Here is a 19,291-nt window from a genome sequence, read left to right as displayed (position 1 = left end):
AGTCGATTATGACCCAGGACGATCTCGCCTTCGACAAGCAGCATATCTGGCACCCTTACACCTCCACCACCCGCCCTCTTCCCGTCTACCCGGTGGCTTCGGCACGCGGTTGCGAGCTACACCTCACCAGCGGTGAGCCGCTGGTTGACGGAATGTCCTCCTGGTGGGCAGCTATTCATGGGTACAACCACCCGCGCCTGAATGCGGCGATGAAAGCGCAGATTGACCAGATGTCGCACGTGATGTTTGGCGGGATAACCCATCAGCCCGCGGTGGATTTATGCCGTCGCCTGGTGGCAATGACGCCTGAAGCCCTGGAGTGCGTGTTCCTGGCCGACTCCGGCTCCGTGGCGGTGGAAGTGGCGATGAAAATGGCGCTGCAGTACTGGCACGCGAAGGGCGAAACGCGCCAGCGGTTCCTGACCTTCCGCAACGGCTATCACGGGGATACCTTCGGGGCGATGTCGGTGTGCGATCCGGATAACTCTATGCACAGCCTGTGGAAGGGGTATCTGCCGGAAAACCTGTTTGCTCCGGCCCCGCAGAGCCGCTTCGACGGCGAGTGGAACGAGATGGACATGGTCGGTTTCGCCCGCCTGATGGCGGCGCATCGTCACGAAATCGCCGCGGTGATCCTGGAGCCTATTGTGCAGGGTGCCGGCGGGATGCGGATGTACCACCCGGAGTGGCTGAGGCGTATCCGCAAGATGTGCGATCGCGAGGGCATTCTGCTGATTGCCGATGAGATCGCCACCGGTTTTGGCCGTACGGGTAAGCTGTTTGCCTGTGAACATGCGGGCATCGCGCCAGATATTCTGTGTCTGGGTAAAGCGCTCACCGGCGGTACGATGACGCTTTCCGCCACACTCACCACCCGTCACGTTGCCGACACCATAAGCGACGGTGAAGCGGGCTGCTTTATGCACGGCCCGACGTTTATGGGCAATCCGCTGGCCTGTGCGGTGGCGAGCGAAAGCCTTGCCATTCTGGAAAGCGGCGAGTGGCAAACGCAGGTTGCGGCGATTGAGACGCAGTTGAAAGCAGAGCTGAGCGCCGCCTCGGGTGCGAATTTTGTGGCGGACGTACGCGTGCTGGGCGCCATCGGCGTGATTGAAACCACCCATCCGGTGAATATGGCCGCACTACAGCGCTTCTTTGTCGAACGTGGCGTCTGGGTTCGCCCATTCGGCAAGCTTATCTATCTGATGCCGCCGTATATCATTACGCCCGTTCAGTTGCGGAAGCTCACCGACGCGGTCGTCGAAGCCGTTAACATTCCCGCGCATTTCGCGATTTAACCCTATGCATTACACTTTCTGCACGAGTGATTAACGAGGGTAAATCGTATGAAAATCATCAGTAAAGATCTGCGCGACGGTGAAAAACTGCCGGAGCGTCATGTTTTCAACGGCATGGGGTACCAGGGGGATAATATCTCCCCGCACCTTGCGTGGGACGAGGTTCCGGCCGGAACCAAAAGTTTTGTGGTCACCTGTTACGACCCGGATGCACCGACAGGCTCAGGCTGGTGGCACTGGATTGTGGCGAACCTGCCCGCCGACACACGCGTACTGCCACAGGGTTCCGGCTCAGGCCTGGTTGCTCTGCCTGAAGGCGCGATTCAGACCCGTACCGATTTTGGTAAAGCGGGTTACGGTGGCGCAGCGCCGCCAAAAGGGGAAACCCACCGCTATATCTTCACGGTGCATGCGCTGGATGTGGACAAGATTGAGGTGGATGAAGGGGCGAGCGGCGCGATGGTGGGGTTTAACGTACATTTCCATACGCTTGGCAGCGCGTCGATTACGGCGATGTATTCATAAAAAAAGCCGGGTGGCGGCTACGCCTTACCCGGCCTGGATTTCGCACTCGTAGGCCCGGTAAGCGCAGCGCCACCGGGCAAAAAATCACAGCACCGAAGGCAACAGCCCCACCAGCCGCCCTTCTTCCAGAAGCTGCATCGCTTTATCAATATCCGGCGCAAAGAAGCGGTCGTCGTCATAATGCGATACATGCTCGCGCAGCGTATGACGCGCCTGCTCCAGCAGCGGACTGGACTTCAGCCCTTCGCGCAGATCGATTCCCTGACACGCCGCCAGCCATTCCACGGCCAGCACGCCACGGGTGTTGGATGCCATTTCCCAGAGACGACGTCCGGCAGCCGGTGCCATCGAAACGTGATCTTCCTGGTTCGCTGACGTTGGCAGGCTGTCCACGCTGTGCGGGTGCGACAGGGCTTTGTTCTCGCTCGCCAGCGCCGCCGCCGTCACCTGGGCAATCATAAAGCCCGAGTTAACCCCGCCGTTACGTACCAGGAACGGTGGCAGCTGAGACATGTGCTTATCCATCATCAACGCAATGCGACGTTCAGACAACGCACCGACTTCAGCAATCGCCAGGGCAATGTTATCCGCCGCCATTGCCACCGGCTCAGCGTGGAAGTTGCCCCCGGACACCACTTCATTTTCCTGCGCGAATACAAGTGGGTTATCGGACACCGCGTTGGCTTCCACCAGCAACACCTCTGCCGCCTGGCGCAGTTGCGTCAGGCACGCGCCCATTACCTGCGGCTGGCAACGCAGGGAATATGGATCCTGCACCTTTTCACAGTTGTGGTGTGAATCTGCAATACCACTGGTTTCGGTGAGAACATGACGGTACATCGCGGCGGCATCAATTTGCCCACGCTGGCCGCGCACCTCGTGAATACGCGCGTCAAACGGGCGACGCGAGCCCAGTACGGCTTCAGTCGTCAGGGCACCGCACACCACTGCTGAGGCGAACAGATCTTCAGCCTCAAACAGGCCGCGTAAAGCGAATGCCGTCGACGCCTGAGTACCGTTCAGCAGCGCCAGCCCCTCTTTTGCCGCCAGGGTGATCGGGTTCAACCCGGCTTTTTTCAGCGCCTCTTTCGCAGGAAGCCACGCACCCTGCCAGCGCGCCTGCCCTTCACCGAGCAGCAGCAGCGACATGTGCGCCAGCGGCGCGAGATCGCCGGATGCACCGACAGAACCTTTTGCCGGGATCCACGGATAGACTTCTGCGTTCACCAGCGCCATCAACGCCTGGATCACGCTCAGGCGAATGCCCGAGAAACCGCGCGCCAGGCTGTTGATTTTTAGCACCATCATCAGGCGGACAATCTCATCATCCAGCGGCTGACCAACCCCCGCCGCGTGTGAAAGCACCAGCGAACGCTGTAAGTTCTCCAGATCGTGTGTCGCAATACGTGTCTGCGCCAGCAGCCCAAAACCAGTGTTAATCCCGTAGGCGGTGCGCCCTTCGGCAACAATGGCTTCGACGCAGGCAACGCTGTCGTTGATCGCGGCGTGGGCACTTTCATCAAGCGAGAGCGTGACCGGTTGACGCCAGACGCTACGCAGTTGTTTGAGCGTCAGTGAGCCGGGGGTGAGTGTTAAGGCGTTCATTCATGATTTCCTTGTGTGGCAGCGATCATCGGCAGGTTTAGCCCCTGCTCTTTGGCACATTCAATGGCAATCTCGTAACCAGCGTCTGCGTGACGCATCACGCCGGTTGCCGGGTCGTTGTGCAGCACGCGAGCGATACGCGCAGCAGCTTCATCCGTTCCATCACAGACAATGACCATCCCGGAATGCTGGGAGAAGCCCATCCCCACGCCGCCACCGTGGTGCAGCGATACCCAGGTCGCGCCGCTGGCCGTATTCAGTAAGGCGTTCAGCAAAGGCCAGTCGGAGACTGCATCCGAACCGTCGCGCATGGCTTCGGTTTCACGGTTAGGGCTGGCAACAGAACCGGAGTCCAGATGGTCACGGCCAATCACAATCGGCGCGGAGACTTCGCCGCTGCGCACCATTTCGTTAAAGGCCAGACCCAGTTTTTGCCGCCACTCCAGCCCTACCCAGCAGATGCGCGCCGGTAAGCCCTGGAAGTTGATGCGCTCGCGGGCCATATCCAGCCAGTGGTGCAGGTGTTCGTCATCCGCGACAATCTCTTTCACTTTGGCGTCGGTTTTGTAGATATCCTCCGGGTCACCGGACAGGGCAACCCAGCGGAACGGACCGATACCGCGGCAGAACAGCGGGCGAATATAAGCAGGAACGAACCCCGGGAAGTCGAAGGCATTATTCACGCCCATCTCTTTCGCCATCTGGCGGATGTTGTTGCCGTAATCAAAGGTAGGAATGCCCATCTTGCTAAAGGCGAGCATGGCGGAGACGTGCTCGGCCATGGAACGTTTGGCAGCAAGCACCGTACCTTCCGGATCGGTTTCCGCTTTTTGCTGGTAGGCTTCCCACGTCCAGCCTTTTGGCAGGTAACCGTGCAAAGGATCATGAGCGCTGGTCTGGTCGGTAACCAGATCCGGACGGACGCCGCGGGCGACGAGTTCAGGAAGAATATCTGCCGCGTTGCCGCACAGGGCAATCGACACCGCTTTGCCTTCAGACGTGTATTTTTTGATACGCGCCAGCGCATCGTCCAGGCTGGTTGCCTGTTCGTCGACGTAACGGGTACGCAGACGGAAATCAATGCGGCTCTGCTGGCACTCAATGTTGAGCGAGCACGCGCCGGCAAGCGTGGCGGCCAGCGGCTGCGCGCCGCCCATGCCGCCCAGACCCGCGGTCAGCACCCAGCGGCCTTTCAGCGAACCGTTATAGTGCTGGCGACCGGCTTCCACGAAGGTTTCGTAGGTACCCTGGACAATTCCCTGGCTGCCGATGTAGATCCAGCTACCCGCGGTCATCTGGCCATACATCGCCAGCCCTTTAGCGTCCAGTTCGTTGAAGTGTTCCCAGGTGGCCCAGTGCGGCACGAGGTTAGAGTTAGCAATCAGCACGCGCGGCGCGTTCTTGTGCGTTTTGAATACGCCAACCGGTTTGCCGGACTGCACCAGCAGGGTTTCGTCGTGTTCGAGGTGAGTCAGAGATTTTACAATTGCGTCATAGCACTCCCAGTTGCGCGCGGCGCGGCCTATGCCGCCGTAGACCACCAGCTCGTGGGGGTTTTCCGCAACCTCTGGATCAAGGTTGTTCATCAACATGCGCAGCGGGGCTTCGGTGAGCCAGCTTTTTGCGGTAAGGGTGGTGCCGCGCGGAGCGCGGACATCCTGCTGGCGGTATTTACCTGACGACATTGTGTGCTCCTCATACGGGACAGATGATGCATTTAGATATACTTGTATAGACAAGCACACACAAGGTCAGTTTTAACAAAAAAGATACAATTTTGTTATATTGCGTTAGCTATCACGCTTTTAAAACTTATGACATAAAGTGGCCCTGCAGCCGGTAACGGTTACCCGGGAAAAGCAGCCGGGCATGCGACACAATTTGCGATGACGACCATGTACGACGACGGATCAGCAGGCATGGATCGTGCTCTTTAATGCGCAGCCGTTCACACTCCTGCGGCGTGGCGCGCACGGCCTCCACAATGTGCTCCCCTTCCGTCAGCGGTGCAACAAGCGAAAGATAGGCGTGCGGCGTAGTGTGGGTGTAATCCTGGTTCAGGTAGTCCGGTATCCGTTCGGCGTTAACGCAACGATCTTCAATCTGCACCGGAATGTCGTTTTCGAAATGCACCATCACGGAGTGGAAGATCCGGCTCCCCTCTTTGACATTCAGCTCTACGGCCTGCTCGGCGCTGGCCTGGGTCTCTTCGAGCACCAGCACCTCACAGCGGTGCTGATGGTTACGCGCGGTGATCTCATCGGCAATACTGCGGATTTCAAACAGGGCAGATTGCCCTTTCGGTTCCGCCACGAACGTTCCGACCCCCTGCAAGCGCACCAGAAGCCCTTCGTCGGTCAGTTCGCGCAGCGCCCGGTTGACGGTCATCCGGCTAAAACCAAACTGCGCCACCAGATCGGCCTCCGAGGGAATACGGTCGTGCGGCCGCCAGACGCCGGTGGCGATTTTTTCGCTTATCGCCTGCTTCACCTTTTCGTAGAAAGGTGCGGGAGGGCTCGACTGCGGCAGAGGTGAGCGTGAAAACATCGTGACTCCTTGAATAGTGTTATGCCCACCAGTGAGCAATTTGCCAGGCCAGACGGGCGGCAAGCTTTGCGCCCTGTCCGTCTCGATCGTACTGCGGGTTAAACTCTACCAGATCGGCGGCCTGTAGCTTACCGCTGCGGCAGATTTGTTCGATAACCGGCAGAAGATCCAGCGCCGGTATGCCTAACGCGGCCGGTGCGGACACGGCAGGCATTTCGCTCGCGGGGAGGACGTCCAGATCGATCGTCAGATAGATACGATCGGCCTGCGCCAGCACCTTTTCCAGTGCGGGTAGCGCATCGCGCCTGAAATGGAGATCTTCCACCAGCGTGACGTTCAGGCGTTCGGCCTCATCCCACAGCGCCAGCGTGTTCGCCGCCCGGCTCACGCCAAAGCAGGCGTACTGAAACTCCCGCCCGCGCTCATCGCAGTAATGCGCCAGCTGGCGAAACGGGGTGCCGGACGTCGCCCGGTCGGCCTTGCGCAGGTCAAGATGGGCATCAAGATTGATCACCACCACGCGCTCGTTCGGGAACGCATCCAGAATGCCCCGACCGTGCGCCCACGCGGTCTCATGACCGCCGCCAAAGACCAGCGTGCGCATCCCGGACTGCTGGCAGGCCGTGACGGCATCGCTTAACGCCTGCTGTGCCGCTTCCAGCTCGTCGCCTTCAACATAAAACGAGCCCATATCCGCCAGCCGTTCGTGCCCCTGATGGCTTGCCATATTCGCCAGCGCTTTCCGCAGAATATCCGGTGCCTGCACGGCGCCGGGCCTGCCATGATTGCGTTTAACCCCTTCATCACATTCAAAGCCTATCAGCGCGATGCCGGATGAAAGCGGCGTGAACTGCCCCTGCTGCTTTATCGTCTGGAAAATGCGCGTTGCATTGCTGGCCTCGGCGCTGTCGTCGCGCCCCTGCCAGACCGTTTCGGCTACCGGCCGCCATAACCTCATACTGCCTCCCCACGGAAAACACGCTGATACAGCGGATTGCGTCCCGGCTCGTAGACCATCTCAACCGGATGGCGAGCATCCCAGACGATAAAATCAGCGACAAACCCTGCCCGCAGCTGTCCGTGGGTTGCGCCACGGCCCAGCGCCTGCGCGGCATGTCGCGTAACGCCAGCCCAGGCCTCTTCAGGAGTCAACCCAAACTGGACGCAGGCCATGTTCATCGCCAGGTGCAGGCTCGCAAACGGGCTGGTGCCGGGGTTATAGTCGGTCGCGACGGCCATCGGTACCCCCTGTTTTCTGAGCTGTTCAACCGGCGGACGCTGGCGCTCCTGAAGAAAATAGAACGCGCCCGGCAACAGGACGGCAACCGTGCCGCTTTCCGCCATCGCCTGAACGCCTGCGTCGTCGAGATACTCAATATGATCGGCGGAAAGCCCCTTATATCGGCTGACAAGCGCTGCGCCACCCAGATTTGAGAGCTGTTCAACATGCCCCTTCACCGGGATACCGAGCGCGGTTGCCGCCTTAAAGAGGCGCTCGGTTTGCGACGGGGTAAAGCCGACGTTTTCGCAAAATACGTCGACAGCTTCAAACAACTCTTTTTGCCACAGCACGGGCAATATCTGCTCACAGACCAGCGTGAGGTACGCATCCGGATCCTGTCGGAATTCCGGCGGAACCGCATGAGCCGCCAGCAGCGTTGGGCTGATATCAACCGGATTATTGAGGCTCAGTTGGCGTGCAACCTGCAGCATCTTCTCTTCGGCATCGGCGTTTAGCCCGTATCCGGATTTGATTTCAACCGTGGTGACACCTTCATTCATCAGACGCTGCAGCCGCTGCTGGGCCAGTTTAAGCAACGTTTCGGTTGAACTGTTGCGCGTCGCCGTCACGGTAGCGTTAATCCCACCTCCCTGGGCGCTGATTGTTTGATAAGAGACACCGTTCAGACGCTGCTCCCATTCTGCCGCGCGATCGCCGCCAAACACCAGGTGGGTATGGCAGTCAATCAGGCCTGGTGTAACCAGACGTCCCTGAAGATCAACGCTGTGACGGTGTCCTGAAGGTATTTCAGATTCAGGGATCACGGCCTGAATGGTTTGGCCGCGCACCACCAGAGCGTGTTGCTCTTTCAGGCCATACGGCGCGGCGCCTTCCGGATCCATCGTTGCCAGTCGCGCATTTCGCCATATTACATCGTCGGGATGAAGCTGCTGCATGGGTATTCCACTTGTCATGGGTTGTATAGACATTTATTTTCATCCACTGCCCGCTGTCAACCGTCCTGATGGAAAATGTTATTTATTTGTGATGACTTTCCCGCCCCCCGAGGGCAAAAAATGCAACTTTTACCCTTTTTAACTTCCCGTTTCGCTCAACTTAGTATAAAAAAGCAGACTATTTCGTCTATCCCGTTAAGACTTGCATACCCAGGAGCTTTACCTTGAACATTTCCAGGATTTCCCGTCTGGCGTTAGCACTCGCCTTTGGCGTGACATTATCCGCATGCAGTTCAACACCACCGGATCAGCTGCCTTCTGAGCAGGTAGCACCGGGTACCGCCTCCCGCCCGATTTTGTCCGCTGATGAAGCGAAGAACTTCGACCGTGCACACTACTTCTCGGCGATGGAACCCAACGCTGCGCCGTGGACACCGTCTTCTATTAACCTGCCAAAACAGCCTGACTTCGTCGTTGGGCCGGCAGGTACGCAGGGTGTAACGCATACCTCTATTCAGGCTGCGGTTGATGCTGCCATCACGAAGCACAGCGCTTCTCGCCAGTACATCGCGATCCTGCCAGGCGAATATGAAGGCACCGTTTACGTTCCGGCGGCACCAGGCAGCATTACCCTTTACGGTCTGGGCGAAAAAGCGATCGATGTAAAAATTGGCCTGGCGATTGATTCAGAAATCGACAGCAACGCCTGGCGTCGCCTGGTGAACCCAGCCGGTAAATATATGCCGGGCAAACCTGCGTGGTACATGTTTGATAACTGCCAGAGCAAGCGTTCTGCCACCATTGGGGTGATGTGCTCAGCGGTATTCTGGTCTCAGAATAATGGCTTGCAGCTGCAAAACCTGACCATTCAGAACACCCTGGGTGACAGCGTCGATGCAGGTAACCATCAGGCCGTCGCGCTGCGTAGCGATGGTGATAAAGTACAGATCAACAACGTGAACATTCTCGGCCGTCAGAACACCTTCTTCGTGACCAACAGCGGTGTACAGAACACCCTGCAGAACAACCGCCTGACCCGTACGCTGGTGACTAACAGCTACGTCGAAGGTGATGTTGACCTGGTATCCGGTCGTGGCGCGGTGGTGTTTGATAACACCGACTTCCGCGTGGTGAACTCGCGTACTCAGCAGGAAGGCTATGTCTTTGCACCAGCGACGCAGTCTAACCTGTTCTTCGGTTTCCTGGCCGTAAACAGCCGCTTTAACGCTGCCGGTGACGGCGTGGCGCAGCTCGGCCGCTCCCTGGATGTGGACTCTGCAACCAACGGTCAGGTGGTGATCCGCGACAGCGTGATCAACGAAGGCTTTAACATGGCGAAGCCGTGGGCGGATGCCGCGATCTCCAAACGTCCGTTCTCCGGCAATACCGGTGCGGTGGACGATAAAGGAAACGTGCAGCGCAACCTGAACGACGCTAACTTCAACCGCATGTGGGAATACAACAACCGCGGTCTGGGTAGCAAAGTGGTTGCTGAGCCGAAGCAGTAAGATGTTTTGCCGGGTGGCGGCTTCGCCTTACCCGGCTTACAGAGATAAAAAAACCTCGCATTCGCGAGGTTTTTTGTTTTAAGCCGCTTAGTGGGCGTTAACCACCACCCACATTGGCCCCTGGCCTACCGCATAGCGCCCTTTCTCTTCCAGCAGGCCCTGCTCGCCTTTGATTTCATACAGCGCAATGTGGTGGGATTTCTGCCCTGCTGCGATCAGGTATTTACCGCTGTGATCGATATTAAAACCGCGCGGCTGAGTTTCCGTTGGCTGGAAGCCTTCAATCGCCAGCACGCTGCCATCTTCCGAGACGCTGAACACGGTAATCAGGCTGGAGGTACGGTCACAGGCGTACAGATGGCGGCCATTTGGCGTAATGTGAATATCCGCAGCCCAACGGGTGTCAGAGAAGTCAGACGGCATCATATCCAGCGTCTGCACGCACTCAATCTGGCCGTTAGGATCTTTCAGTTCCCAGACGTCCACCGAGCTGTTCAGTTCATTGACCACATAGGCGTACTGCTGGTTCGGATGGAAAACCATATGACGCGGGCCCGCGCCTTCAACGGTAGTGACTTCAGCAGGAGTCTGCGCCACCAGGTGACCATCGTCGCTCAGGGTGAACAGGCAGATGCGATCCTGCTTCAATGCAGGTACCCACAGCGTACGGTTATCCGGCGTGATATTCGCCGAGTGGCAACCTTCCAGCCCTTCCACCACATCGACAGTTTCAACCGGAATACCGTTTTCCAGACGCGTTACGCTGACACAGCCTGCGTTATACGAGCCACTAAAGACAAAATTGCCTTTACGATCGGTAGAGATATGGGTTGGGCTGCCCGGCAATGGCGCTTCGGCAGTGTAAGTCAGCGCGCCGTCGTCCGGAGAGATGCGGTAGGCCAGCACGCGAAACTCCGGGCGCACACCCACGTACAAGAAACGTTTATCCGGACTGATGACCATCGGCTGCACCTGCCCTGGGACATCAACAACCTGCACCAGCGTGAGTGACCCTTCGGTATTTAAACGCCAGACATGGATCTGCTGGCTCTCAGGACTGGCGGTATAAACGGTTTGTTTCATGAATATTCACTCCTCACTGCGCATGAAAGTAGTTAACTTTTGACGGTGAATGCTGAATTGTCGACAGGAATTTTGAAGCATCCGCCTCTCGGTGTACCATCCCATCAAAACGTAAATTCAATATTAACCCGGAAAAACAAATGACCTCGCGTGTGATTGCTCTGGATTTAGACGGTACCTTACTGACGCCGCAAAAAACCCTCCTCCCTTCCTCCCTTGAAGCGCTTAAACGCGCGCAGGAAGTGGGATATCAACTCCTTATCGTAACGGGTCGACATCACGTTGCCATTCACCCTTTTTATCAGGCACTGGCGTTAGATACACCTGCAATTTGTTGTAATGGCACTTATTTGTATGATTATCAGGCAAAAAATGTTCTGGCATCCGACCCGCTGCCGGTTCCTCAGGCGCTGCAATTGATTGATCTGCTGGATGAACACGCCGTACACGGCCTGATGTATGTGGATAACGCGATGGTCTATGAACGCCCGACCGGACATGTGATCCGCACCAGCAACTGGGCGAAGTCCCTGCCTGAAGCCCAGCGTCCGGTCTTTACCCAGGTATCCTCGCTGCGCCAGGCCGCGCAGGATGTTGATGCTATCTGGAAATTCGCGCTGACGGATGAAGACACCACCAAACTGAATACCTTCGCAAAACATGTGGAAGAAACTCTTGGCCTGGAGTGTGAATGGTCCTGGCATGACCAGGTTGATATCGCCCGCAAAGGTAACAGCAAAGGCAAGCGTCTGACACAGTATGTGGAATCTCAGGGGTGGTCGATGCGTGACGTGATCGCTTTCGGCGATAACTACAACGACATCAGCATGCTGGAAGCCGCCGGTACCGGCGTGGCGATGGGCAATGCCGATGATGCAGTGAAAGCGCGCGCTAACGTGGTGATTGGCGATAACACCACTGACAGCATCGCGCAGTACATTTATACCCACCTGCTGTAATCAGGCGGTGATCGAGACGCTCTTAATTTGCGCGTAAAGCCACAGGCCGGGTTTGATCCCTAATTCATCTCTGGCCCACGGGCTGATACGCGCCCAGAGCGTCCTGCTGCCGACCTCAAGCTTTACTTCTACCTGGCCGTTATCATCAAAACACTCCGCCACTTTCGCACGCAGAATATTTCGAATACTGGTCTGCAACGGCGGTTGCAGCACCAGCGAAACATCCGACGCCTGAATGCGAATACGTAGCGCAGACTGCAGCGGTTTGTCGATTTTGTTGACCCACAGATGCTGATCGCCCAGTGCCAGCGCGGTCATTGCGTAATGCGGATGGTGTTCCAGCACGCTGACTTTGAGAATGCTGCTCTGCTGCTCCCGGGGTAACCAGGGGTGCATCACGCTGCTGCCCCACACCTCTTCCAGGTTGCCGAAGGCCTTAACACAACCCTCTTCCAGCACCAGCACTTTATCAGCCAGATGCAGGATCTCATCCAGCGAGTGGCTAACGTAGAGCATCGGAATATTAATTTCACGCGTCAGGCGCTGCAGATACGGCAGGAGTTCACGTTTACGCGGAATATCCAGCGAGGCCAGCGGTTCATCGAGCAACAGCAACTCTGGCGCGGTCAGCAACGCGCGGCCAATCGCCACACGCTGTTTCTCACCGCCGGAAAGCGAGGATGGCAGCCTGTCCAGCAGCTGTTCAATCCCTAAAAGGGTCACCAGCTTATCAAACTGCCCGGCCATGCTTTTCGCCATGCCGTAACGCAGATTCCCGCGCACGCTGTAGTGCGGGAATAATCGTGCATCCTGAAAAACATAGCCGATACGGCGTTTATCCGGCGAAAGATATACCTTATTTTCCACGTCATTTAAGACGCGGTTATTTAATACAATGCGCCCTGATTGCGGGCGGGTCAGGCCGCTGATCGCATTAATCAACGACGTTTTCCCCGCGCCAGACACGCCAAAGATGGCGGTAATGCCGCTGGCTGGCAGCGTCTCGTTAATCGTCAGGGTATGATTTCCCAGCGTCTGGGTAAATTGAAGCTCCAGCATGACTATTTCCCCATCCGCTCACGGCTGAGTCGCGCCAGCCATTCCGACACCAGCAATGATACCAGCGCTAATACGATTGAGATGATGCACAGTCGCGCTGCGGCGTTTTCTCCACCTGGCGTCTGAATCAGGGTATACATGGCCGACGGAATTGTTCGCGTCTCACCGGGGATGTTCGACACAAAGGTAATGGTCGCACCAAACTCGCCCAGCGAGCGGGCAAAAGCCAGCACCGTACCGACAATAATACCGGGTAATGTTAGCGGCAGCGTAATGGTAAAGAAGACGCGCCAGCGCCCGGCGCCCAGCGTGCGGGCCGCCTGTTCCAGTTTGAGATCCACCCCCTCCAGCGCCAGACGGATAGCCCTGACCATCAGAGGGAATGACATCACAGCCGCCGCCAGCACCGCTCCGCGCCAGCTAAAAGCTAACGTCAGCCCAAACCAGTCATAGAGTTTCTCACCGATAAAACCGCGACGTCCCATTGAAATCAGTAACAGATAACCGACCACCACGGGCGGCAACACGAGGGGAAGATGAAGCACACTGTCCAGCAGGGCTTTGCCTGGAAACTTACAGCGGACCAGTAACCAGGCAAAGAAGATCCCAAAGGGCAAACTCAGCACGACTGCCAGGGAAGAGACTTTAAGGCTCAGCAGCACGGCCTGCCATTCAGGATCGGTCAATATCATCAGTGAGTTGTAAATCCATAACGTTTAAAGATTGCAGAGGCTTCTGGTCCTTTCAGATAATCATAAAAGGCAGAAACCGTCGCATTTTTATGTCCATCAACAATCGCAACAGGGTATTCCACTTTCTTGTGGGAGTCTTCCGGGAAGGTACCTACCACTTTGACACCTTTGCTGGCAACGGCATCGGAACCGTAGACAATACCCAGTGGAGCTTCGTTGCGTTCCACCAGCGCCAGCGCACCGCGGACATCTTCGGCCGGGGCCAGTTTCGGTGACAATGTCTCCCATGCGCCCAGTTTTTGCAGTGCTTCTTTGGCGTAGATCCCGGCAGGAACGTGCTCAGGATCCCCCACCGCCAGGCGGCCACCGTTCAGCAGACTTATCCAGTTGGTCTCTTTGGTGATGGTGATGTCAGCCTGCGCGCTGGCTTTTGGCGCCACCACTACCAGGCTATTCCCCAGCAGCGTTTCGCGGGTCGCCGCATCAATCGCTTTCTTCTCCACCGCGTAATCCATCCACTTCTGGTCAGCCGAGATGAACAGATCCGCCGGCGCACCCGCTTCTATCTGACGTGCCAGCGTCGAGGAAGACGCAAAAGAGGAGACTACATCAACGTTCTTCTCTTTTTTATATACCGCCGCGATATCCTGCAGCGCGTTGGTCAGCGACGCCGCCGCAAAGACCGTAATTTTACCGTTGTCCGCCAGCGCGTGGCCGGTAAGTGAAAGCGTCAGCGTTGCCCCTGCGAAAAGGCGTACCCAGGTACGTGCCATTTTTTAACTCCTGTGAGTAGCGTTATATACACATTAATATAACGATAACGTCAGGGAGATCCCAGCGTTAAATCGTACCGCTGAAGGGGTAAACCAGTGTGATACGTTAAATATTATCGGCGAAAACGGGAAAATCTTGAGAGCAAAACGCCCGGACTGGCCGGGCGTTTTGTGGGGGAATTAATGCTGCTTTTTAGCCTGGTCTCGGTGACCAATGTTCGAGAAGACGTTGAACACTTCACCCAGGCCGTAGATGGCACCGAGGATGATGGCCATCACTACTGGTACCATGATCACGGCAAATACCAGACTTTTTAACAACTCTAACATGGTTTTCTCCAGAGATTGTGAATAGCTTATTCTACCCTTTCAAGTGAGAAAAACATCCCCTTTTGTGCGGTACCCTTTGCGCCCTGCACCATTTGGGTCACAATACTCTTTTTGCCAGGATACTGTTATGCAGGCCGAAATTCTCCTCACTCTCCGACTTCAGCAAAAGCTTTTCGCCGATCCGCGTCGTATCACCCTGCTTAAACAGATAGAACAAACAGGCTCGATTAGCCAGGGGGCAAAAAACGCCGGTATCAGTTACAAAAGTGCCTGGGATGCCATCAACGAGATGAACACCCTGAGCGAGCAAGCGCTGGTGGACAGAGCTACAGGCGGCAAAGGCGGCGGCGGTGCAGTGGTTACGCGTTTTGGGCAGCGTCTGATTCAGCTTTACGATCTCCTGGCCCAGATCCAGCAAAAAGCGTTTGATGTGTTGAGTGATGACGACAATCTCCCGCTGGACAGTTTGCTGGCTGCCATATCCCGTTTCTCGTTACAAACCAGCGCCCGTAACCAGTGGTTTGGTACGGTAACGGCACGCGATAATCTCCAGGTGCAGCAGCATATCGAGATCCTGCTTGCCGATGGGACTACCCGCCTGAAAGCCGCAATAACGGCGCAGAGTGCAAAACGTCTTGAGCTGAATGAAGGTAAAGAGGTGCTGGTGTTACTGAAAGCGCCGTGGGTCAATATCACGAGCAATCCCGATACAGCTAAGGCAGCCGATAACCAGCTTCACGGTGCAATCACCCATATTGAACGCGGTGAGGAACAGTGTGAAGTGCTGATGACCCTGGCGGACGGACAAATGCTCTGCGCGACGGTACCGCTCAGCGAGGCTGACGGATTAGAGGAAGGTGCTGTAGTCACCGCATATTTCAATGCAGACCGGGTGATTATCGCCACATTGTGCTGAGCACATTGACAATCGTACCGACAGTGAGTATCCCTGACATCTGTTGCTGCAAAAAATGGGATAAATCATGTCATCATTGCATATTTCGCAAGGCACGTTTCGTCTTAGCGATACCCGAACACTGACGATTGCCGATTTGGCAATTCGCGCAGGTGAAAGCTGGGCATTTGTCGGCACGAACGGGAGCGGTAAATCAGCCCTTGCCCGCGCGTTAGCCGGCGAGCTCCCTCTCCTCAAGGGTGAATATCAGCGCCATTTTACGCGCCTGACACGTCTGTCATTTGAACAACTGCAAAAGCTGGTCAGTGACGAGTGGCAGCGCAACAACACCGATTTACTCAGTCCTGGTGAAGAGGATACCGGCCGTACGACGGCGGAAATTATTCAGGATGAGGTGAACGATCCCGCCCGTTGCCAGCACCTGGCAGAACAGTTCGGCATCACCGCCCTGCTGGACCGGCGCTTTAAATACCTTTCAACCGGCGAGACGCGGAAAACGCTGCTTTGTCAGGCTTTGATGAGCGAACCAGAGTTGTTGATCCTTGACGAACCGTTCGATGGTCTTGACGTGCAGTCTCGCGCCCAGCTGGCAACGCTGCTGGCTTCGCTTAACCAGCAGGGGTATACCGTTGTGCTGGTGCTTAACCGCTTCGATGAAATTCCGGATTTCATCCAGAATGCAGGTGTGCTGGCCGACTGTATTTTGACTGAAACAGGCCAAAAATCAGTACTGCTTAAGCAGGCATTAATTGCGCAACTCGCACACAGTGAACAGCTTGATGGAATCACGCTTCCGGAACCCGACGCCCCTTCAGCTCGTCATGCGCTTGATCCCTACCATCCGCGCATCGTGCTGCGTGATGGCCTTGTCTCTTATGACGATCGCCCGATCCTTAACCATCTCAGCTGGACGGTCAATCCTGGCGAGCACTGGCAGATTGTTGGCCCTAATGGTGCGGGTAAATCAACGCTGCTGAGCCTGATCACCGGGGATCACCCGCAGGGTTACAGTAACGATCTCACGCTGTTTGGCCGGCGTCGCGGCAGCGGCGAAACCATCTGGGATATCAAAAAGCATATCGGGTATGTCAGCAGCAGCCTGCATCTCGATTACCGGGTCAGCACAACGGTGCGCAATGTGATCCTCTCCGGGTATTTTGATTCCATCGGCATTTATCAGGCGGTATCGGACAAACAGCACAAGCTGGCTCAGCAATGGCTGGATATTCTTGGAATGGATACCCGGGTCGCTGACGCGCCGTTTCATAGCCTGTCGTGGGGGCAGCAGCGGCTGGCGCTGATCGTTCGCGCCCTGGTGAAACATCCTACGCTTCTGATCCTCGATGAACCCCTGCAGGGACTGGACCCGCTGAACCGACAGTTAATCCGCCGCTTTGTGGATGTCCTCATTAGTGAAGGCGAAACGCAACTGCTGTTTGTTTCACACCATGCCGAAGACGCCCCCTCCTGCATCACACACCGTCTGGAGTTTGTCCCTGACGGTGAACGCTATGATTATCTGCTAAGCAAAATCGACTAAACTCCGGAGGGCGCCGCCCTCCGTTTTTCAGATAACCTGCACTAAGACATCGCTATCCCTTTGATCTACAATGCCACACGACATCTGAAAATCGGTATTTAAAAACAGTGTAAACGATTCCACTATTTTATCCCATGTCACACTTTTAGCGACTCTGTTATGCTATGGTTATTACATACCATAAGCCCAATGGAGCGAAATATGCGAGTTCTGGTAACAGGTGGTAGCGGTTACATAGGAAGTCATACCTGTGTGCAACTGCTGCAAAATGGTCATGATGTCATCATCCTCGACAACCTGTGCAATAGTAAGCGCAGCGTGCTGCCTGTGATTGAACGTCTTGGCGGGAAACAGCCAACGTTCGTGGAAGGCGACATCCGCAATGAAGCGCTGATGACCGAGATCCTTCACGACCACGCCATTGAAACGGTGATCCACTTCGCCGGTCTGAAAGCGGTCGGTGAATCCGTTGCGAAACCGCTGGAGTATTACGACAACAACGTCAACGGCACCTTGCGTCTTATCTCCGCCATGCGTGCGGCAAACGTTAAAAACTTTATCTTCAGCTCATCCGCCACCGTCTATGGTGACCAGCCAAAAATCCCTTACGTTGAAAGCTTCCCAACCGGTACGCCGCAAAGTCCGTATGGCAAAAGCAAACTGATGGTGGAACAGATCCTGACCGATCTGCAAAAAGCGCAGCCGGAATGGAGCATCGCGTTGCTGCGCTACTTCAACCCGGTCGGCGCCCATCCGTCAGGCGATATGGGTGAAGATCCACAGGGCATTCCGAATAACCTGATGCCGTATATCGCGCAGGTAGCGGTGGGCCGTCGTGACTCACTTGCGATTTTTGGTAACGACTATCCAACCGAAGATGGCACCGGCGTGCGTGATTACATCCACGTTATGGATCTGGCCGACGGGCACGTGGCGGCCATGCAGCAACTGGCAAATAAGCCAGGCGTGCATATTTACAATCTCGGCGCCGGTATTGGCAGCAGCGTGCTGGATGTGGTTAACGCCTTCAGCAAAGCCTGCGGTAAGCCGGTCAATTATCACTTCGCACCGCGTCGTGAGGGTGACCTCCCTGCTTACTGGGCCGATGCCACCAAAGCCGATAAAGAGCTTAACTGGCGTGTGACCCGCACGCTGGATGAAATGGCACAGGATACCTGGCACTGGCAGTCCCGCCACCCACAAGGTTATCCGGACTAAGGATCCGTCATGACTTCATTTAATCCCGTCGATCATCCGCATCGTCGTTTTAACCCGTTAAGCGGGCAATGGATTTTAGTTTCTCCGCATCGCGCCAAGCGCCCCTGGCAGGGGGCGCAAGAGACGCCTGCGAAACAGACGCTGCCACAGCATGACCCGGACTGCTTCCTGTGTCCGGGCAACACCCGCGTCACCGGAGATAAAAACCCGGACTACAAAGGCACCTTCGTCTTTACCAACGATTTTGCCGCCCTGATGACCGACACGCCGGACGCGCCGGAAAGCCACGATCCGCTGATGCGCTGTGAAAGCGCGCGCGGAACCAGCCGCGTGATCTGCTTCTCGCCCGATCACAGCAAAACGCTGCCAGAACTGAGCGTGGACGCGCTGAAAGAAGTCGTCAGCACCTGGCAGGCGCAAACCGCCGAGCTTGGGCAGAGCTATCCGTGGGTGCAGGTGTTCGAAAACAAAGGCGCGGCCATGGGCTGTTCTAACCCGCACCCTCATGGGCAGATCTGGGCGAACAGTTTCCTGCCCAACGAAGCCGAACGTGAAGACCACCTGCAAAAAGCCTATTACGCGGAAAACGGTTCCCCGATGCTGCTGGACTACACCCAACGTGAGTTGGCCGATGGCAGCCGCACCGTGGTGGAAACCGAACACTGGCTGGCCGTGGTGCCTTACTGGGCTGCCTGGCCCTTCGAAACGCTGTTGCTGCCAAAAGCTCACGTGCAGCGCATTACGGATCTTAGCGACGTGCAGCGCGACGACCTTGCTCTGGCACTGAAAAAACTGACCAGCCGTTATGACAATCTGTTCCAGTGCTCCTTCCCGTACTCCATGGGCTGGCACGGCGCACCGTTTAACGGAGAAGAGAATCAACACTGGCAGTTGCATGCCCATTTCTATCCGCCGCTGCTGCGTTCTGCGACGGTACGTAAATTTATGGTGGGCTATGAAATGCTGGCGGAAACGCAGCGTGACCTGACGGCGGAACAGGCGGCAGAACGTCTGCGTGCCGTTAGCGACGTCCACTATCGCGAATCAGGAGTCTAAAAAA

At 56.4% G+C, this 19,291-nt stretch carries 18 protein-coding genes; 8 read left to right on the top strand and 10 right to left on the bottom strand.

The features are described 5' to 3' along the window. The first annotated feature begins 8 nt into the window (after positions 1 to 8). Positions 9 to 1,298 (top strand): adenosylmethionine--8-amino-7-oxononanoate transaminase, encoded by a 1,290-nt coding sequence (bioA, locus tag ACLHV9_RS07255; protein ID WP_407220337.1) that lies wholly within the window; start codon positions 9 to 11, stop codon positions 1,296 to 1,298. 48 nt (positions 1,299 to 1,346) lie between these two features. Beyond that, a complete protein-coding gene (locus ACLHV9_RS07250) occupies positions 1,347 to 1,823 on the top strand; it encodes a kinase inhibitor (RefSeq protein ID WP_108090560.1) in 477 nt (158 codons plus the stop codon). 84 nt (positions 1,824 to 1,907) lie between these two features. Here ACLHV9_RS07250 and hutH read toward each other — a convergent pair whose 3' ends face one another. The 5 genes from hutH to hutI all read right to left on the bottom strand — a co-directional run bounded on the left by hutH (position 1,908) and on the right by hutI (position 8,153). Then, entirely contained in the window at positions 1,908 to 3,428 is a 1,521-nt protein-coding gene (hutH, locus tag ACLHV9_RS07245; protein ID WP_407220336.1) for a histidine ammonia-lyase, read from the bottom strand. Further along, complete coding sequence (hutU, locus tag ACLHV9_RS07240; RefSeq protein ID WP_049005771.1) at positions 3,425 to 5,113, bottom strand: urocanate hydratase; 1,689 nt, start codon at positions 5,111 to 5,113, stop codon at positions 3,425 to 3,427. The genes hutH and hutU overlap by 4 nt, the downstream gene beginning before the upstream one ends. A gap of 127 nt (positions 5,114 to 5,240) precedes the next feature. After that, positions 5,241 to 5,975 carry a histidine utilization repressor gene (locus ACLHV9_RS07235; RefSeq protein WP_336212808.1) on the bottom strand — a complete coding sequence of 245 codons (735 nt, stop codon included), beginning with the start codon at positions 5,973 to 5,975 and terminating at the stop codon, positions 5,241 to 5,243. Between the two features lie 19 nt (positions 5,976 to 5,994). Continuing rightward, a complete protein-coding gene (hutG, locus tag ACLHV9_RS07230) occupies positions 5,995 to 6,933 on the bottom strand; it encodes a formimidoylglutamase (RefSeq protein WP_407220335.1) in 939 nt (312 codons plus the stop codon). Next, positions 6,930 to 8,153 carry an imidazolonepropionase gene (gene hutI / locus ACLHV9_RS07225; protein ID WP_407220334.1) on the bottom strand — a complete coding sequence of 408 codons (1,224 nt, stop codon included), beginning with the start codon at positions 8,151 to 8,153 and terminating at the stop codon, positions 6,930 to 6,932. Before hutI ends, hutG begins: the two co-directional genes overlap by 4 nt. 224 nt (positions 8,154 to 8,377) lie before the next feature. Between hutI and ACLHV9_RS07220 the strand changes: the two genes are divergently transcribed. Next, complete coding sequence (locus ACLHV9_RS07220; RefSeq protein ID WP_049005775.1) at positions 8,378 to 9,661, top strand: putative acyl-CoA thioester hydrolase; 1,284 nt, start codon at positions 8,378 to 8,380, stop codon at positions 9,659 to 9,661. 87 nt (positions 9,662 to 9,748) lie between these two features. On the opposite strand, the gene pgl is transcribed toward ACLHV9_RS07220, so the two are convergent. Next, on the bottom strand, positions 9,749 to 10,744 hold the full coding sequence (gene pgl, locus ACLHV9_RS07215) for a 6-phosphogluconolactonase (protein ID WP_028019406.1): 996 nt from the start codon (positions 10,742 to 10,744) through the stop codon (positions 9,749 to 9,751). A 140-nt stretch (positions 10,745 to 10,884) separates the two neighbouring features. Here pgl and ACLHV9_RS07210 point away from each other — a divergent pair, with 140 nt between their 5' ends. After that, on the top strand, positions 10,885 to 11,703 hold the full coding sequence (locus tag ACLHV9_RS07210) for a pyridoxal phosphatase (RefSeq protein ID WP_407220333.1): 819 nt from the start codon (positions 10,885 to 10,887) through the stop codon (positions 11,701 to 11,703). On the opposite strand, the gene modC is transcribed toward ACLHV9_RS07210, so the two are convergent. From modC to ACLHV9_RS07190, 4 genes are all read right to left on the bottom strand, one after another. Further along, on the bottom strand, positions 11,704 to 12,762 hold the full coding sequence (gene modC, locus ACLHV9_RS07205) for a molybdenum ABC transporter ATP-binding protein ModC (protein WP_208593810.1): 1,059 nt from the start codon (positions 12,760 to 12,762) through the stop codon (positions 11,704 to 11,706). It abuts the gene before it with no gap. A gap of 2 nt (positions 12,763 to 12,764) precedes the next feature. Beyond that, positions 12,765 to 13,454: a molybdate ABC transporter permease subunit gene (gene modB, locus ACLHV9_RS07200; RefSeq protein ID WP_407220332.1), complete on the bottom strand. Its 690-nt coding sequence runs from the start codon at positions 13,452 to 13,454 to the stop codon at positions 12,765 to 12,767. Then, positions 13,454 to 14,227, bottom strand: a complete 774-nt coding sequence (gene modA / locus ACLHV9_RS07195; protein WP_407220331.1) for a molybdate ABC transporter substrate-binding protein — start codon at positions 14,225 to 14,227, stop codon at positions 13,454 to 13,456. The genes modB and modA overlap by 1 nt, the downstream gene beginning before the upstream one ends. A gap of 180 nt (positions 14,228 to 14,407) precedes the next feature. Continuing rightward, entirely contained in the window at positions 14,408 to 14,557 is a 150-nt protein-coding gene (locus ACLHV9_RS07190; protein ID WP_008501118.1) for an AcrZ family multidrug efflux pump-associated protein, read from the bottom strand. A 127-nt stretch (positions 14,558 to 14,684) separates the two neighbouring features. On the opposite strand from ACLHV9_RS07190, the gene modE reads away from it, so the two are divergent. From modE to galT, 4 genes are all read left to right on the top strand, one after another. Then, positions 14,685 to 15,473, top strand: a complete 789-nt coding sequence (modE, locus tag ACLHV9_RS07185; RefSeq protein ID WP_128347832.1) for a molybdenum-dependent transcriptional regulator — start codon at positions 14,685 to 14,687, stop codon at positions 15,471 to 15,473. Between the two features lie 67 nt (positions 15,474 to 15,540). Further along, on the top strand, positions 15,541 to 17,013 hold the full coding sequence (gene modF, locus ACLHV9_RS07180; RefSeq protein ID WP_407220330.1) for a molybdate ABC transporter ATP-binding protein ModF: 1,473 nt from the start codon (positions 15,541 to 15,543) through the stop codon (positions 17,011 to 17,013). A 201-nt stretch (positions 17,014 to 17,214) separates the two neighbouring features. Further along, the gene (gene galE / locus ACLHV9_RS07175; protein WP_128347831.1) at positions 17,215 to 18,231 is read left to right on the top strand and encodes a UDP-glucose 4-epimerase GalE; all 1,017 of its coding nucleotides are present in this window, start codon (positions 17,215 to 17,217) and stop codon (positions 18,229 to 18,231) included. 9 nt (positions 18,232 to 18,240) lie between these two features. After that, positions 18,241 to 19,287 carry a galactose-1-phosphate uridylyltransferase gene (gene galT, locus ACLHV9_RS07170; protein WP_407220328.1) on the top strand — a complete coding sequence of 349 codons (1,047 nt, stop codon included), beginning with the start codon at positions 18,241 to 18,243 and terminating at the stop codon, positions 19,285 to 19,287. The last annotated feature ends 4 nt before the right edge of the window (positions 19,288 to 19,291 follow it).

The organism is Enterobacter sp. CPE_E890, assembly GCF_046521475.1.
Taxonomy (GTDB): Bacteria; Pseudomonadota; Gammaproteobacteria; order Enterobacterales; family Enterobacteriaceae; genus Enterobacter; species Enterobacter adelaidei.
This window is presented reverse-complemented; position numbering and strand designations above follow the sequence as displayed.